This is a genomic window from Frankia gtarii (assembly GCF_025403375.1).
Taxonomy (GTDB): domain Bacteria; phylum Actinomycetota; class Actinomycetes; order Frankiales; family Frankiaceae; genus Frankia; species Frankia gtarii.
The window spans coordinates 1-16,271 of the sequence record NZ_JAMPTM010000148.1 but is presented as its reverse complement, the minus strand read 5'-3'; the positions used below and the strand labels follow the sequence as shown (position 1 = coordinate 16,271).

The following is a 16,271-nucleotide window of genomic DNA, read 5'->3' as shown; positions in this document are numbered from 1 at the left end:
CTTCCACACCTATTAAGTCGTCGGCAGCGTAAGATTTGTATAAGAGACAGTTCCACAACCGCGAGCGTCGCGGTTCCACGGCGCAGCAACCTCCGCTTTTGAAGGGATCGCCGCGCTTGCGAGGGGCCCGGGGCGCTATCTGGTGCCGCGAGGAGGTGGTGTGCATGGGAGCGGCGCCATCCGAATACCGGAAAAGAACCCACGAGCGGCTGCACCGGAGGCTCGACGGCTGTTACGCCGGGCCAACCTGACGTCCCGTGACCGATACCCCGAACGGGCAACAACGCGGGGCATTTCATCGGTACCGAGATAATGAGGCGGTGAGAGGAGCGGGCCACTACAGCGAGGCCCTGGCCGGGCGGGGAGCGGAGGTCGTCGCCGTCGAGGGCAGCAAGCGCATGATCGGGCATCTGCGCCGCCGCGTCGCGCGGCAGGCGGACGGCCGCGTACATGTGCACCGTCACGATCTGGAGCGTCCGATGCCCTTCCTCGCTGACGGGAGTTGCGACGGCGCGGTGCTCGCGCTCATCGTCCATCACATCGACCACCGGGCCGAGCTGTTCGGGGAGATCCCGCGGGTGTTGCGCCCGGGCGGGTGACCGCGCCGTTCCGGCAGCGCACCGACACCGTGCCGATCTGGCGGATGCCGCTCGGGGCGCTGCTCGACGAGGTGCTCACCGTGGGCTTCCGGCTCGAACGGCTCGTGGAGCCGCGGCCCGTTCCGGAGCTGGCCGAACGCGACCCCACCGGCTACGCCCGGCTCTGCCGCGAGCCCGCCTTCCTGACGGCACGCTTCGGACGCGCACGAACGGGGACCGGTATGCAATCCATGCTGGATCTGCCGGTGGAAGAAGGTGCGGGAGGATTGATCGACGGCGGCTTTCGGCCGCCGGCTCGGGCTGCCGAACCGCCACCATTGTGGAAGCCTGATGCCGGCTGGCTAGACTTCATCAGAGACAGCCGATGTAATTGATTTACGCGCATTTAATGCTAGCAGGGATGGGGCCGGTTTGTCAACAGATGACGTTGAATCCGAGCAGGCGTACGTCTCCGCTCTCTACGATCGGCTCGACGGGCTTCGTCGGCGCACCGCGACCCGGCTGCGCGGTGTTCTCCGGCACTCCGAGAGCCTGCCGCGAGCCCGGTTCGAGCGGGACGCGGCCAGCGCCGACTGCGCGGCCACGCTGGCCCGGATCACCGCCGCCGAGAACGGCCTGTGCTTCGGCCGGCTGGACTTCGACGGCGGCGCGCGGCGCTACGTCGGCCGGATGGGCATCTTCGACGAGGACGCGGACTACGAGCCCCTGCTGATCGACTGGCGGACCCCGGCCGCCCGGCCGTTCTACGCGGCGACCGGGGCGTCGCGCCTCGGCGTCCGTCGGCGCCGGCACATCACGACGCGGCGCCGCGAGGTGACCGGCCTCGACGACGACGTCTTCGAGCTCGCCGAGCTCGGTGCCGCCGACGAGCTGGTCGGCGAGCCGGCGCTGTTCGCCACCCTCAACGCCGCACGCACCGGCCGGATGAGCGACATCGTCGAGACCATTCAGGCCGAGCAGGATCGGATCATCCGCTCGGACCAGCGTGGGATCCTCGTCGTCCAGGGCGGGCCGGGCACCGGTAAGACCGTGGTCGCGCTGCACCGCGCCGCCTACCTGCTCTACACCCATCGTGATCGGCTGGCCCGCAGCGGCGTGCTGGTCGTCGGGCCGCACCCGACGTTCCTGCGTTACATCGAGAACGTGCTGCCGTCGCTGGGTGAGACCAGCGTGGTCAGCGCGACGGTCGAGGCGCTCTACCCGGCGGCGACGGCGGACCGGTCCGACGAGCCGGGGCTGGCCGAGCTCAAGGGTCGGGCGGTGCTGGCCGACGTCCTCGCCGCGGCGGTCCGCGACCGGCAGCGGCTGCCCGGCGGGCAGACGCTGGAGATCCACACCGAGGAGCGCCTGCTGATGCTCGAGCGCAGCACCTGCGCCCGGGCCCGCGCGCTGGCCCGGGAGTCCGGCGAGCTGCACAACCAGGCCCGGACCATCTTCGTGCGAGCCGTGATCGAGGCACTGGCCCGCCAGGTCGCCGACGGCTATGCCGCCGAGACGATCACCGCGCAGGTGCTGGAGGCGGACCCGGAGGCGCTCGACCTGCTGGCTCCGGCCGGTTTCGGCGGCACCAGCCTGCTCGACGACGACGACCTCGCCCAGCTGCGCCGGGAGCTGCGCGCCGACCCGGCCGTGCGGGCGGCGCTGGACGAGCTGTGGCCGGTGCTGAGCCCCGAGCAGCTCGTCGCCGAGCTGTACGCGGACCCCGGCACTCTCGCGTCGGCGGCGCCGGAGCTGACCGCCGCCGAACGGCGCCTGCTGCACCGACCACTGGCGGAGGACCGCGCCAACCCGGACGACGCCTGGCTACGCGACCTGCGCGACGCCACCGCCGGCGCCGCGGCATCACCGGGCCCCGGCGCCGCGGGCGGCGGGCGTGAGGTTGACGATCCCGGCACCGCGGACGGGTCGGCGGACGGCGGCGGCGGCGAAGCCGGCGCGGGCGCGGGGCCGCGGCCGGCGGGCGGTTGGACCGCCGCGGACATCCCGCTGCTCGACGAGGCGGCGGAGCTGCTCGGAGAGGACGACCGGGCGACCCGCGCCGCGGCGCTGCGCGACCGGCTGGCCCGGGTGGCCTACGCCCAGGGCGTGCTCGACATCATCTCCCGCGACGTCGAGGACGACCCCGAGATCATGATGGCGACCGACCTGATCGACGCCGGCCGGCTCGCCGACCGACATGAGGACGCCGACCTTCGCACGATCGCCGAGCGGGCGCTGGCGGACCGGATGTGGACGTTCGGGCACGTCGTCGTCGATGAGGCGCAGGAGTTGTCGGAGATGGCGTGGCGGATGGTGATGCGCCGCTGCCCGACCCGGTCGATGACGATCGTCGGGGACATCGCCCAGACCGGCGACCCGGCCGGCACGACATCATGGGAACGTGTCCTCGCTCCCTACACGACCGGCGCGCGGCCCCGCCAGGAGTCGCTGACGGTGAACTACCGCACTCCCGCGGAGATCATGGCGGTGGCCGCCGACGTGCTCGCGACGCTGCGCCCGCCGCAGCAGCCGCCGCGGTCGGTGCGTGCGCTCGGTGTCGAACCCTGGCGGCTGCGGGTGACCGACGGTGAGCTCGGCGCAGTGCTCGCCCGCACGGTCCTGGCCGAGCTGGCCCGGCCGGCCGCCGACACGGCCGGCCAGCTCGCCGTGCTGGTGCCGGCGGGGCGGCTCGCCGAGCTGACCGCCGCGGTGCGGGCGGCCGTGCCGGATGCCGAGTCCGGCCGCGCCGCCAGGCTGTCCGCGCCGGTCGTCGTGCTCGGGATCCGGGAGGCCAAGGGGCTGGAGTTCGACACGGTGCTCGTCGCCGACCCGGACCGGGTCCTCGCCGAGTCTGCGCGCGGCGCGCACGATCTCTACGTCGCGCTGACCCGGGCGACACGGTCCCTCGGCGTCCTGCACACCGGCGAGATACCGGCGATGCTCGCCCGCCTTTCTCCGGCCGGCACGGCGCACGTCCATGTCCCCGAGGCAGTCCCTGGCCGCGGGGACATGGACGCCTGAGCGCCGGCTAGCCCGCCGAGGGCAGCTTCCGCCCGCGTGCCGGCGTGTCCCAGCGCCCGCCCGGGCTCTGCTCGGCGGGGGACTTCGCCCGCGCCTCCGCCGGGTCGACGAAGCGTCCGGTCTCCTCGTCGAGGACCGAGATCTGCGCTGCGCCGATGTCGAAGTACATGCCGACGAGTTCCAGCGTGCCGTCCTCGAGGGCCCGGCGCACGGCTGGATGCTCCCGCAGGTTGTCCAGCTGCTGGGCGACGTTGGCCCGGCCGAGGCGTTCGACCGGCGCGAGGTCCTCCGTACCCGGCGGGGGCGTTCGGGTCAGCGACGCGGCGGCGTGGGACAGCCAGCCGGCGAGCGCCGACTCCGGCTGACCGTGCAGCGCACCGGTCAGCAGTGCGTTCATGGCGCCGCAGCCGGAGTGGCCGCAGACGACGATCGCGGGCACCCGCAGCACGTCGACGGCGTAGTCCAGTGCGGCGGTGACGGACAGGTCGCCGGACACCGGCAGGCCGAAACGCGACCCGGTGGCGGCACCGGGTGGCAGTTCCACCCCGGGCGCGATACTCACGCCGGCGGCCATGCCGACGCCCGAGGCCATGCCGACGCCGGCGCCGGTCGGGCTGGACGACCCGAGCCGGCCCAGGTCGCGGGCGAGGGGCCGGCCCAGCGGCGGGCGGTGCCTGTCGTGACGCGGGACGATGTTGCCGACGTTGCGGACGGTGAACAGGTCGCCGGGCCCGCTGCTGGTGATGATGTTCGGGACGATGCGCGAGTCGGCGCAGGTGAGGAACAGCGCGGAGGGTTGCTGGCCGGCGGCGAGGCCGTCGAAGGTGCCGCGCAGCAACGGCGCGGCTCGGCGGTGGAACTCGTTGACGCCGACGAGCATCGTGCCGACATGGTCGACCTGGACGGCCGCGGACGGTGCGCCGTCGGCCGTGTCTTCCAGCGGGTGGGCGGACTGCTCCACCTCCTGCCACTGCGACCAGGGGGCGAACCAGCGCGGCAGGTTCGGCGTCACCGAACGGCGGCGCTCGCCATGGTCGACCCGGCGGAACCAGACCTGGCCGATCTCGTCGATGCTGACCACCCCGCCGGACGCCTCATGGTTGGCGCACCAGCCGCGCAGGTGCTCGTAGGCGGCGTGGTCGAGGTAGTCGACGATGAGCTCGATCGAGACGGGCGCGCCGAGCGGGATCCGGCCGAGGACCCGGGCCAGGCGCGGCAGCGACAGGAAGCTCAGCGTCCCCTCGACCTCCACCTGCCAGACTCCGTCGCTGTGCACCAGGCGGATGCTCGACCACAGGACCCGGCGCAGGACCAGGCCGAGCGCGGTGACCAGCCCGAGCGCGACGCCCTGCAGCAGGTCCAGGGACACGACGCCGACCAGCGTCACCACGTAGACGGGCAGCTCGCCGTGCCGGCGGACGTGGCGCAGGTGGGCCACGTCGACCAGCCGCAGCCCGACGACGACGAGCAGGCCCGCCAGGGCCGCCAGCGGAATCCATTCGACGGCGAAGCCGAGGAACAGGGCGAACGCCAGCACCCAGAGGCCGTGCAGGATCGCCGACGCGCGGGTGCGCCCGCCGGAGACGACGTTGGTCGAGCTGCGCACGATGACGCCGGTGACCGGCAGGCCGCCGACGAGGCCCGAGACGAGGTTGGCCGCGCCCTGGCCCAGCAGCTCGCGGTCGAGGTCGGCGCGCGGCCCCCGCCAGCCCTTCGAGGTGGCGAGCTGGTCGACGGCGACGGCGGACAGCAGCGACTCCACGCTGGCGACGATCGCCACGGTGAAGATTCCCAGCGCGATGCCGGACCAGTTGCCGTCGGGCAGTTCGGGCAGGGCGATGGAGTCGAACAGCGAGGCGGGCAGGTCGACGCGCGGAACATCGAAGCCGACGACGGCGGCGAACGCGGTGCCGACGACGACGGCGACGAGATACGCCGGGATCCGGCGCAGGAAGCCCGGGACGGCGTGGGGCAGCCGTGGCCAGAGCAGGATCGTCGCGATCGTGACCAGGCCGACGACGGTCGCCGGGCCGTGCGGGCTGATGATCGCTTCCGGTATCGCCCGGATGTTGTCCCAGGCGTGGCTGTCGGCCTTCCCGCCGAGCACGACGTGGATCTGACCGAGGACGATGGTGAGGCCGATGCCGCCGAGCATCCCGTGGACGATGGCGGGTGAGACCGCGAGGGAGGCCCGGGCGACGCGGCACAGGCCCAGCAGGATCTGCAGCAGGCCGGCGCCCACCGTGATCATGCAGGTGACCCGCCACCCGTAGGTGTTGACCAGATCGGCGACGATCACGGTCAGGCCGGCGGCGGGGCCGCTGACCTGCAACGGGGCGCCGCCGAGGGCTCCCGCTACGATGCCGCCGACCACCGCAGCGAGCAGGCCTGCCGCGACCGGGGCACCGGAGGCGACGGCGATGCCCAGCGACAGCGGCAGAGCGACGACGAAGACGACGAGGGAGGCCTGCAGGTCGGGCCGCCATCCGTCCCGGGGGCCAGCCGGCCGCCGGGACCGATGCGAGCCACGCGGGCCGCTCGGACTGTCCGAGCTGTCCGAGCTGTCCGAGCTTGCCGTGACGGGCGGCGAGTGGCTGTGCCGCGACGGCGACGGCGGCGACGGTGGGGTAACCGGTGCGGTCATGTCCAACTCCTCGTGGATCGGCGCAATGATGGGGGTCACCCGAACGGGCGGCCCAAAAGCGGCGTCGTTGCCGAGGGATCTCATGCTGATCACTACCAGCAGTCGGCGGGGCCGAATGCCCACCTGGTCTGCCGCGGATGGTGACGGGTATTGCACCGAACCCAACGATCCGGACCGCGGACGAGTTTCACTCTGTGATGGTCAACCCACTCACGCGTAACCATTGGACAGCAACGCCCGCCGCTGTCCCAGGTATCGGCCGGACCAACAACACGGGACATCGGGGCCAGACGGCCCCAGGAAGAATGGACGAGACATCTGCGACATAAGGCTATAGAAGGGGCAGTCTGTGGCCGTTCGGCCATCCCCGAAAAGAGTGGGCGACGGCGGGCCGACGGGTCACCCCCGGGCGCCCACCCGGTGACCGTTCCGTCGCAGTCACCCATACTTGTCGTGACATGGGGTGAGAATGACGCCTCGGACGGCAGTCGGCGCGCCCGCCGGGGCGCGGGCAGGGGACGTCGCGCATGCACGGTCGTGGCCGGCTCGCCCCGCTTCTGCTCGTGGCGGGATTCAGCCTGTTGCTCGCGGCGTGGGTCGGCAGCAATGCGCCGGGCTTCGGGCCGGACGAGCCGGCGAACTTCGTCAAGGAGGTCGGCGCCGGTACCGGCCAGTGGTCGGGCACACCGGGGCGGCTCGCTCATCCGGCATTCGGCGCGCAGCCCGGCGCCCCGGAACGCATCGACTGGATCAACCGCAACAGCCGGGTCTTCCGGCTGCCGGCCGGTCTCGACCCGGGTCCGGCCGGTTTCCCTTGCGACCTGTTCCGCAACTGGCTGTCGGTACGCTGCCTCGACCGGCCACACTCCCGCCCACCGGCGACGCGGGCCCTGAGCTACGTCGGGACCTACGAGCCGTACGTCTACGCCGTCCCGGGTGCGGCGATGGCGCGAACCCACACGGCGCTCGGCGCGCTCTACACCGGCCGGGCGGTGACCGCGGCCCTCGTGGCCGCGCTGCTCGCCGTCGCCGTCGCCGCGGCGTGGAACGGCCCGGCCGGTCCGCTCTCCGTCGCCGGGGTGCTGCTCGCCGCGTCGCCCATGGTGCTGTTCATGGGCTCCGTGCTCGGCACCAACGGCATCGAGATCGCGGCCGCCACCGCGCTGTTCTCGCTGGTGCTGCGGATGGGCCGGGAGGCGGGTCCACCCCGCTGGGCCTGGCCGGCGGTGGGCGTCGTCGGCGCGCTGCTGGCGCTGGCCCGGCCCACCGGACCGGCCTGGGTGCTGCTCGCCCCCCTCGTCGGCCTGGTGCTCGCCCAGCGGCGCACCCGTGGGCGAGGCGACCCGGGAGCTTCCCAGGACGCGACGCGGTGGCGGGGCACGAACCGGTGGCGGGGCACGAACCGGTGGCGGCGGGCGTGGCCGGTGCCCTGGCTGGGCCTGGCCGTCGGCGGTGTTGTGGCGACGGCGTCGTGGGAGCGGGCCGTGCAGCCGCATCCGGGAATCCGCCGGGGGCTGGTCATCGAAGGGCTGCATCGGCTGCCTCACGATGCTGACGCCTGGGTGCGGCAGTGGGTCGGCGTGTTCGGCTGGGCGAGCCTGCCGATGCCCACATACGCGTACCGGATCTGGTGGCTCGCCGTCGTCGTCCTCGCCCTGGTCGCGCTCGCCGCCGGGCCGTGGCGGGCCCGGCTGGGATTCGTGGCGGTGCTCGTCGGCGCCGCGGTGGTGGCCGTCGGCCTCGACGTCGCGGTGCTGCACCAGACCCGCTTCCCGGTATACGGGCGGTACCTGCTGCCCCTCGCGGTGCTGCTGCCGCTCACCGCCGGGGAGATCATCACCCGCCGGGCGGCGCGACTGCCCGCAGCGGTCCGCCGGCCGCTCCAGGTCGCGGTGCCCCTGCTGGTCGCCGCGGTCCACCTCGTCGGGCTGTGGGCGAACGCCCGCCGCTACGCCGTCGGCACGGGTGGCCCCGGCTGGTTCCTCGGCCGGTCGCAGTGGAACCCCCCGGGCGGCTGGTCACCGTGGTTCGCCCTCGCCGTGGCCGGGGCCGTCTGCCTGGTCGGATTTGCCCTGACCGGACTGCGCGCGGTCCCGGCCACACCCGGGGCGCCGACCGGTGGCGGGCCCGACACCGGCGACCTGACCGCCTACCCGACCGCAACCGACGCCAGCTACGCAACCGAGCAGGAGTGAGCGTGGACTACCGGACGATGGGCCGTTCCGGCCTCAAGGTCTCCCAGGCGTGCCTCGGCGCGATGAACTTCGGCGCGGTCGGCCTCGCGTCCTGCGGCGAGGCCGAGGCCATCCGGATCATCAATGCCTTTCTGGACGCCGGGCACAACTTCATCGACACCGCCGACATCTACAGCGGCGGGCAGTCGGAGCAGATCGTCGGGCGCGCCATCGCCGCCCGCCGCGACGAGGTCGTCCTCGCCACCAAGGGGCACATGCCCGCCGGCCCCGGCCCGAACGGCCGCGGCTCGTCCCGGGTGCACCTGACTCGCGCCCTGGACGCCAGCCTGAGCCGGCTCGGCACCGACCACATCGACCTGTACCAGGTGCACCAGCCCGATGACGAGACGCCCATCGAGGAGACGATGGCAACCCTGGACGGATTCGTCCGCGCCGGCAAGGTGCGCTACCTCGGCTGTTCGAACTACAGCGCCAGCCGGATCGTCGAGGCGCAGTGGGCGGCCGAACGTGTCCACGGCACACCGTTCGTGAGCCTCCAGCCGCAGTACTCCCTCGTCGCCCGCGACATCGAGGCCGAGGTGCTGCCGGTCTGCGCCCGCCACGGCGTGGGCACACTGATCTACAGCCCGCTGGCCGGCGGGGTCCTCGCCGGGCGCTACCGCCGCGACCGGGGTCCGGACGCCGACACCCGCGTCGCCCGCCTGCGCGCGTGGGGAGCCCCGGCCGCCCGACGCTTCGCCGACGGAATCGTCACCGAACGTGGGCTGGACATCGCCGAGGCGGTGGCGGGGGTCGCCGCCGAGCTCGACACGACGTCGGCGGCGGTGGCACTCGCCTGGGCCGCCGCCCGTCCCGGCGTCACATCGGTCATCATCGGACCGCGCACCTTCGACCAGTACGAGCAGAATCTCGCGGGATTCGACATCGCCCTGCCCGAGGAGCTCGCCGCCCGCCTCGACAAGGTCTCCGGCCCCGCGCCGGGCCCCCTCGACGGCCGGGCCGCGCCCCGCTGATTCGCCTCCGGATCCCCCGTGGGCCAGCGGCCCCGGGGGACGGTGGACGGTCGGGATCGGCCACGATCAGAGTCTGGATGATCGGATCAGAGGCGGTCGGATCAGAAGCGGTCGGGGTCCTGCGGCGCGGGATGGCCGGAGCTGATCTCGGCGCGGGCGCGGGTGACGATCTCCTGGACGTGTCGTTCGATCTCCTCGGGATCCAGGCCGAGGGCGCGGCCGATGTGCACCGACCAGACCTCCGAGCGCACGTTGGTCTCGAAGTCCAGGTCTGCGCGCAGGTTCTGGCGGGTGTCCGCCCGGTTCTGGCTGACCATGACGAACGTCGACAGGAAGATCGCCTCCAGACTGACGATCATCGTGAGGAGTCCGAACGGGTAGCGGTCGAACACCGCGGCGTCGCCGAACACGCCCTCGTTGAGCAGGATCCACCCGCTGAACCAGACGGCGTGCAGGTACACGAAGGGCAGCGATCCCGCGAACGACGTGATCAGATCTGCCGCGCGGTCCTGCGAGGAGCTCATCCGGGTGAAGACGACCCGTTCGTTGCGGATCCGGGCACGTGGCCGCGGGCGGCCGTCCGCACCGGGGCGGCGGTGCTGATCGTGGGCGTCGGCGGGAGAACTCATGAACTACATGCTGATGTCCGAAGGTCCGCGCATCGGTGCCGCCCCCCGGCGGCCGCACGTGATCTCTGCGGCCCGATTCCCTGGGCGGGTCGGCCCCGATCCCGCTCGAGAACGCAAGCGGCACCGTCGTGTTGCGAAGGGTCACGGGCACTCCTACAGTCCGGAGGTGCCGACCGGCCGCCGCGGGGGCTGCCCTCCGCTCCCGGCCGACCTTTCTCATCCGGCGCGCATTCGTGCGACGGTGGCGCGACCGTCGCGCGACCGAGTGATCCGAACGGAGCCAGATGATGAGCACCGGCAGTGGGCTGGACGCCGCGGAGCTGGCCCGGGAACAGGCGGAGCTGCTACCCGATCGCCTGACCCTCGCCGCCGTCGAGATCAACCGCCACGAGTTCGACCCGAGCAACTACCCGGTCAATTCTCCGGGCAGCAACAGCTCCTACATCGAGAACCATTCGGAACCGGAGATCGCCTACAGCAACCAGTCCTTCGTCGAATCCATCGTCAACAGCTGGAGCCAGGTGAACCAGTGGTGACCTCCGCGATCGACGCGAGGGCCACGCTTCTCGAATGCGACGATGCGGCAAGCGATGTTCGACCGTACACAGAGCATGACGTGACACACCCGATTCGGATCCTCGCCATCGCGTTTTGGCGCGACTAGCGTTCCACCCGTCAGAGCAGTCATGAGGACTGGATCACGACGGGGGCTAGAATGCAGGAAGAAATTAAGGAGGGATCCGACGGAAAACGTCGGAGATTTCCTCTGGAGCAGACGGAACTGCTGCCCGAACGACTGACCCTGGCAGCCCTGGAGATCGGCCGGAAAGAATTCGATCCCACCTTCTTTCCGATCAATTCACCCTGGTCGAACATGGCCCAGATCGACGCGCACGGCGAACCGCAGATCCTCGGCGGGATACTGCCGATCCTCATCTCGCTGGTACCCAGCATCAACATCATCTTCCAGATCGACGGCCACTGATCGACCCGCGACGGACGGCAAAGATGATCAATGTTCCCCCACGCCCCGCTCCCGTTCCAGCGACGGGTCCGGGGCGCGGGGGCCAACCCGTCGTCGGCGAGCCCGGCCCGGTGCCGGTCCGGCCACGCCGGGCCGACGGCTTGGCCCTGCTCGGCGAGTTCGCCGGCTCCGGCCTGGACCGGCCGGTCGAGCTCGCCCGCCGGGGCGACGGTCAGGTCGTCGCGCTCACCGAGCTGCTCGCGCACATCCTGGCGGCGGCGGACGGCACCCGGGACGTCGAGGCGATCGCCGGCCGGGTGACGGCGCGTGAGGGCCGGGCGGTGAGCGGGGCCGACGTCCGCTACCTGATCGCCGACCGGTTGATGCCGCTCGGCCTCATCGCCGCCGTCGGCGGCGCCACCCCGAATCCCCGGGCAGCGACGATGTTCACCCTCGCCGGGCGGCGGACCCTGCTGCCCGCGCCGGTGGTGGCGCGGATCAGCGGGGTGCTCGCGGTGCTGTTCCGGCCGGCGGCCGTCGCTGGGCTGCTCGCCATGCTGGTCGCGGCGGACATCTGGGCGTTTCGCCGGCACAGCGTCGCCGACAGCGCGGCCGCGGTGCTCGCCACCCCGACGCTGATGCTGGCGGTGGTCGGGCTGGCCCTGGCCGGCGCCCTGGTCCACGAGTGCGGGCACGCCGCCGCCTGCCGCTACGGCGGCGCCCGACCCGGCGTGATCGGCTTCGGCATGTACCTGGTGTGGCCGGCGTTCTTCACCGATGTCACGGACACCTACCGGCTCAGCCGGCGCGGCCGGCTGCGCACCGACCTCGGCGGCATCTACTTCAACGGGCTGTACGCGCTGGTCCTGTGCGGCGCGCTCGCGGTCAGCCACGCCGAAGTCCTGGTGACCGCGATCGTGCTCACCCACCTCGACGCCGCCCGCCAGCTCGCGCCGTTCGTCCGGTTGGACGGCTACTACATCATGGGCGACCTCGCCGGGGTGCCCGACCTGTTCAGCCGGATGGTCCCGGCCCTGCGCTCGGCCCTGCCCGGCCGGGGCGGCGGTACGGCACCCGCCGGCCTGACCGGTGGCACGCGGCTGACCGGGCTGACCCGGCGGGCTCGGCTGGTGGTGACCGCCTGGGCGCTGCTCGCCGCACCCGCGATCGTGGTCAACCTGGTGATGCTGCTCGTGTCCGTGCCGTTCGTCCTGCCCCGCACGGCGCGAGCCGTCTGGGCGCAGCTCGAACCGGCAGGTTCGGCGATCGCTGGCGGGCAGATGCTGACCGGCGCCGCCGACGCCGCGGCCGCCGTCGTCCTGGCGCTGCCGGCCGCCGGCATGCTGTTCGTGCTGTTCCTGCTCGGCCGTGCGGTGGGCCGCGGCCTCGTCGCGTACCGACGCCGCCGTCAGGCCCCGGCCGGTGAGGCGAAGAACTCCAGCACGATGCCATCCGGGTCGCGCGACGACAGGCCGCTGCCGTAATGGGCGTCGACGATTCCTCCAGATTAGTATTTCTGTCGATTAGGCGTTCCAGGAAAGCACGGCCGCGATCTTCTGCGCGCCGCCAAGATGCACGCGGGGCACCTCGAAACGCCACGCGGTGCCGTCGTGGAGATGAATTTCGAGCACGCCGGCCATCTTGCCCTTGTTGACCTGGGCGAGCCGCACAGCGGGTCGCGGCGCCGCCGCGATCACCGTATCGGTCGGCTTCGGCCGGAATGCGCCGCGCTTGGCTGCGAAGAGGATGACCTCGCCGGGAAAAACACCGAGATAGCCGAGCTGGCCGCGGGCCAGCACCGCGCCCTGCGCGGCGCCGCTCGCGGTCACCGCCGCGCCCACGGCACCCCCGATCGCGCCGCCCACCGCCGAACGGATCATGCCCATCGGCTCGACAAACGTGCCCACGGTCGCCACCCGATGATTCGCCACCTGAAGTCCTCCTGCCTGCTCGTCCATCTGGGGCCGGGCCACGTGGCGGCAGCCGCCGACCGGTTCCGGCTCCGTCAGTCGTCCACCAGGGCGTGCCGCGGATGTGCCAGGGACGTGCCACGGGTGTGCCGCGGAACCGCCCGGCGTCGTGGCGGTCATCGACGCGTCGTTCTGACGACAGGGCGGTCCGCAGGTACCCGGGCATTCCTAGGATCGGCGGGAGTGGCCGCGTTCGGCCGCATCGGCGGGCCGCGCGGGCCATGGTGGGAGTGGGCGACGTTGGCACAGGACTGGGTGGCTTCCGCCGCACCCGCCGCCCTGACGATCGTCCCCGGCGTCCGGCCCGGCTTCGGCCCGCTCGCCACCCGACCCGCGACCGGACCGGCCGTGGCGCGCCCGGCCGTTCTCGGGACTGCCACCTGGGGCGCAGCCGCCGGCGAGCCGCCGCCCCGACCCGTTTTCCTGCGCCCGCTTGCGCCACCCGCCGGCGAGTGCCCGGCCGCGGGGCCGGGCACTGCGGGGACGTTTGTCGGCCGCCGGGATGAACTCGCGCTGCTGGCCCGGCTCGCGGCGCGGGCGGCCGCCGGACGGCGCCAGGTCGCCGTCGTCTCCGGCGAAGCAGGGATCGGCAAGACGTACCTGTGCGAACGGGCCGCCGAGCAGGCCGAGCAGGCCGGCCTGCGGGTCGAGTGGGGACGCTGCTGGCCCTACGGCGGCGCGCCACCACTGTGGCCCTGGCCTGCGGTGCTGGCGGCGGTGAGCGGCATGTTGGGCGACCATCCACTGGCCGAGGGGCTCGGCGGCGGGTCTGCGGCCCCGGAACGGTTCACCCGGTTCCAGGCGGTCGCCGAGCTGCTGGCACGGCGGCTGACCGGCCGGCCCACCATGATCGTGCTGGACGATGTACATGCCGCCGACGCCGATGCCCTGCTGCTGACTCGTTTCCTCGCCCGAGCGCTGGACCGGGTCCCGCTGCTGCTTGTGCTCACCCGCCGCCCCGACGAGCAGGGCGACCCGACGCTGGCCCAGCTCGCCGCCGACGTCGAACGCGAGGCGACGGTGCTCGCCCTGAGCCGGTTCACCCTCCCCGACGCCGAGGACTACCTCGCGGCGCACGGCCTCGGCCGCCCGTGGATGGCCAACGACCAGCCAGCCAGCGTCACCGACCCGGGTGGCACCGACCCGGACCGCACCGAGCGGCATCTCACCGGGCCCGACCTGGCCCGGACAGTGCTCGCCATCACCGGCGGCAATCCGCTGTTCGTCAGCCGGGTCGTCGCCCACGGTTCGCCGCAGCCCGGCCTCCTCGGCGTGGAGCAGGCGGTGGCGCAGAGCGTCGACCTCCTCGACGCGGACACCCGGCGAACGCTGGCCCTGGCCGCCGTGCTCGGCCGGACCGTGGCCGTCCGTGACGTCGCCGCACTGGCCGACCGGCCCGTCGATGCCGTTCTCGAGGCGCTCGCCGACGCACAGCGGGCCGGGCTGGTCGAACCGGACGGCGCCGACCGCGTCCGGTTCGGGCACGACGTCATCGTCGCTGCGGCCACCGCGACGCTGAGCCCGCGGGAACGCCTCGACGCGCACGCCGGGGCCGCCGCCCTGATCGGCGCGTCGAACCGGGCGGACCGGCTGGCGCTGCGCGCCCATCACGCGCTGCAGGCAGCCGCCCGCTCCGACGAGGACGCGCGGCGTGCGGTGGACGCCTGCCGGGCCGCGGCCCGTTCCGCACGCCGCGGCTTCGACTACCAGCGGGCCGCGGCACTGCTCGACGCCGCCGTCGCCGTTTCCGATCCATGGCCGGCCACGTCGGGGCGGGCCGCGCTGCTCGTCGAGCGGGCCGAGGCGATCCTCGCCTGCGGCCGGCTGTCCGCCGCCCGCGACGCCTTCGCCCATGCGGCCGACGCCGTCGCCGGGGCCAGAGCCGGGGCCGACGACCCGATCCTGCTGGCCCGCGCGGCGTTGGGCCTGGGCGGCGTCTGGCTCAACGAGCACCGCGATCCCGTCGACCGCCGACGCGTGCTGGCCCTGCAACGCGCAGCCCTCGACGCTCTGACCGACCCCGACCCCGACCCCGACCACGCGGCGGCGTCCGGGGCGGCGGGCGACCAGGTCCGGCGGCAGGTGGCGTCGCTGCGGGGGCGGCTGGCGGTCCGGCTCGCCGCCGAATCGGTCTACGACGGCGCGACGCCCGAGCGGGCGTTGGCGGCGCTCGCCGAGGTCCGCGCGACGGGCGACGCCTGCGCCCTGGCGGAGGCCCTGTCGCTGACCCATCATGCGATGCTCGGACCCGAGCACAACCCGGTGAAACTCGCCCTCGCCCAGGAGCTGCTCACGGTCGCCGCAAGCGCCGGGGAGGGCGTTCTGGCTCTGCTGGGACTGCTGTGGCGGACGGTGGACCTGTTCCACCTGGGCGACGCGCGGGCCGAGCGATCGCTCGCCGAGCTGCGGGCGCGGGCCGACGCCCTGGCCTGTCAGAGCGTGCTTTACATCGTCGCCGCGATGGACGTCATGCGACTGGTGCGCGGCGGCCGGCTGGCGGAGGCCGAGACCGCGGCCGGCGCCTGCCTGGATCTGGGCCTGGCCGTCGGGGATGCGGACGCCCTCGCGTTCTACGGCGCCCAGCTCGCCAGCATCCGCTGGATGCAGGGCCGCGACGGGGAGCTGCTCGATCTCGCGGCCGAGGCGGCCGCCTCCCCGACGCTCGCCGCGGGCGACTTCGCCTTCGCCGCGGGCGCCGCGACGATGGCGGCCCGTGCCGGCCGCCTCGACGAGGCCCGCATCGCGCTGCACCGCCTGGTCCCTTCCGGCGGCGGGCTCGCCACGCTGCCCACCTCCAGCAGCTGGCTGACGGGGATGGTCGCCGTCGCCGAGGCCGCCTGCCTGCTCGGCGAGCGGGCGATCGCCGAGCAGACCGCGCTGCTGATCGAACCGTTCGCCGACCTGCCGGTCATGCCCTCGCTCGCCGTCACCTGCTTCGGTTCCGCCGAGCGGGCCCTGGGCCTCGTCGCCCTGGCGCTCGGCGATGCCGACGGGGCCGTGCGCCACCACGAACGCGCGCTGGCCGCGAACCAGCGGTTCGGCAACCGTCCGGGCACCGCCCTGGCCCGAGTCGACCTCGCCGACGCGCTGACCGCGCGGGCCGGTTCCGGGGACCGCGCGCGGGCACGGACGCTCCTGGCCGCCGCCCACGCCGAGGCGGTGGCGATGGACCTGCCGGTCCGCGCCGCCCAGTGGGCCGCCCTACTGCACGCGCTCGACTCTGAGCTCCCCCACCACTCTGAGCTCCCCCACCGCAC

Annotated in this window: 12 protein-coding genes; 9 read left to right on the top strand and 3 right to left on the bottom strand. The window is 73.3% G+C overall.

Annotation, left to right across the window (positions count from 1 at the left end; translation table 11 throughout):
- The first annotated feature begins 320 nt into the window (after positions 1-320).
- From NBZ83_RS20105 to NBZ83_RS20095, 3 genes are read left to right on the top strand one after another with little or no spacing between them, the layout of a single operon-like run.
- Positions 321-599 carry a class I SAM-dependent methyltransferase gene (locus tag NBZ83_RS20105; RefSeq protein ID WP_261575579.1) on the top strand — a complete coding sequence of 93 codons (279 nt, stop codon included), beginning with the start codon at positions 321-323 and terminating at the stop codon, positions 597-599.
- Complete coding sequence (locus NBZ83_RS20100; RefSeq protein ID WP_261567948.1) at positions 596-973, top strand: hypothetical protein; 378 nt, start codon at positions 596-598, stop codon at positions 971-973. Before NBZ83_RS20105 ends, NBZ83_RS20100 begins: the two co-directional genes overlap by 4 nt.
- 37 nt (positions 974-1,010) lie before the next feature.
- Complete coding sequence (locus tag NBZ83_RS20095; RefSeq protein ID WP_261567947.1) at positions 1,011-3,599, top strand: HelD family protein; 2,589 nt, start codon at positions 1,011-1,013, stop codon at positions 3,597-3,599.
- Positions 3,600-3,606: 7 nt separating this feature from the next.
- On the opposite strand, the gene NBZ83_RS20090 is transcribed toward NBZ83_RS20095, so the two are convergent.
- Entirely contained in the window at positions 3,607-6,243 is a 2,637-nt protein-coding gene (locus tag NBZ83_RS20090; protein ID WP_261567945.1) for a SulP family inorganic anion transporter, read from the bottom strand.
- Positions 6,244-6,770: 527 nt separating this feature from the next.
- On the opposite strand from NBZ83_RS20090, the gene NBZ83_RS20085 reads away from it, so the two are divergent.
- Complete coding sequence (locus NBZ83_RS20085; RefSeq protein ID WP_261575578.1) at positions 6,771-8,438, top strand: DUF2142 domain-containing protein; 1,668 nt, start codon at positions 6,771-6,773, stop codon at positions 8,436-8,438.
- A gap of 2 nt (positions 8,439-8,440) precedes the next feature.
- Positions 8,441-9,451: an aldo/keto reductase gene (locus NBZ83_RS20080; protein ID WP_261567943.1), complete on the top strand. Its 1,011-nt coding sequence runs from the start codon at positions 8,441-8,443 to the stop codon at positions 9,449-9,451.
- 101 nt (positions 9,452-9,552) lie between these two features.
- Here NBZ83_RS20080 and NBZ83_RS20075 read toward each other — a convergent pair whose 3' ends face one another.
- Positions 9,553-10,080: a DUF1003 domain-containing protein gene (locus tag NBZ83_RS20075; RefSeq protein ID WP_261575577.1), complete on the bottom strand. Its 528-nt coding sequence runs from the start codon at positions 10,078-10,080 to the stop codon at positions 9,553-9,555.
- A gap of 287 nt (positions 10,081-10,367) precedes the next feature.
- Between NBZ83_RS20075 and NBZ83_RS20070 the strand changes: the two genes are divergently transcribed.
- From NBZ83_RS20070 to NBZ83_RS34615, 3 genes are all read left to right on the top strand, one after another.
- Positions 10,368-10,616, top strand: a complete 249-nt coding sequence (locus tag NBZ83_RS20070) for a hypothetical protein (RefSeq protein ID WP_261567941.1) — start codon at positions 10,368-10,370, stop codon at positions 10,614-10,616.
- A 179-nt stretch (positions 10,617-10,795) separates the two neighbouring features.
- On the top strand, positions 10,796-11,065 hold the full coding sequence (locus NBZ83_RS20065; protein WP_261575576.1) for a hypothetical protein: 270 nt from the start codon (positions 10,796-10,798) through the stop codon (positions 11,063-11,065).
- A gap of 110 nt (positions 11,066-11,175) precedes the next feature.
- Positions 11,176-12,528, top strand: a complete 1,353-nt coding sequence (locus NBZ83_RS34615; RefSeq protein WP_261567939.1) for a hypothetical protein — start codon at positions 11,176-11,178, stop codon at positions 12,526-12,528.
- 39 nt (positions 12,529-12,567) lie between these two features.
- Here the strand turns inward: NBZ83_RS34615 and NBZ83_RS20055 are convergent, their stop codons facing one another.
- Positions 12,568-13,002: a hypothetical protein gene (locus NBZ83_RS20055; RefSeq protein ID WP_261567938.1), complete on the bottom strand. Its 435-nt coding sequence runs from the start codon at positions 13,000-13,002 to the stop codon at positions 12,568-12,570.
- A gap of 195 nt (positions 13,003-13,197) precedes the next feature.
- Here NBZ83_RS20055 and NBZ83_RS20050 point away from each other — a divergent pair.
- On the top strand, positions 13,198-16,271 hold a 3,074-nt coding region (locus tag NBZ83_RS20050; protein WP_261575575.1), incomplete at its 3' end, for an ATP-binding protein.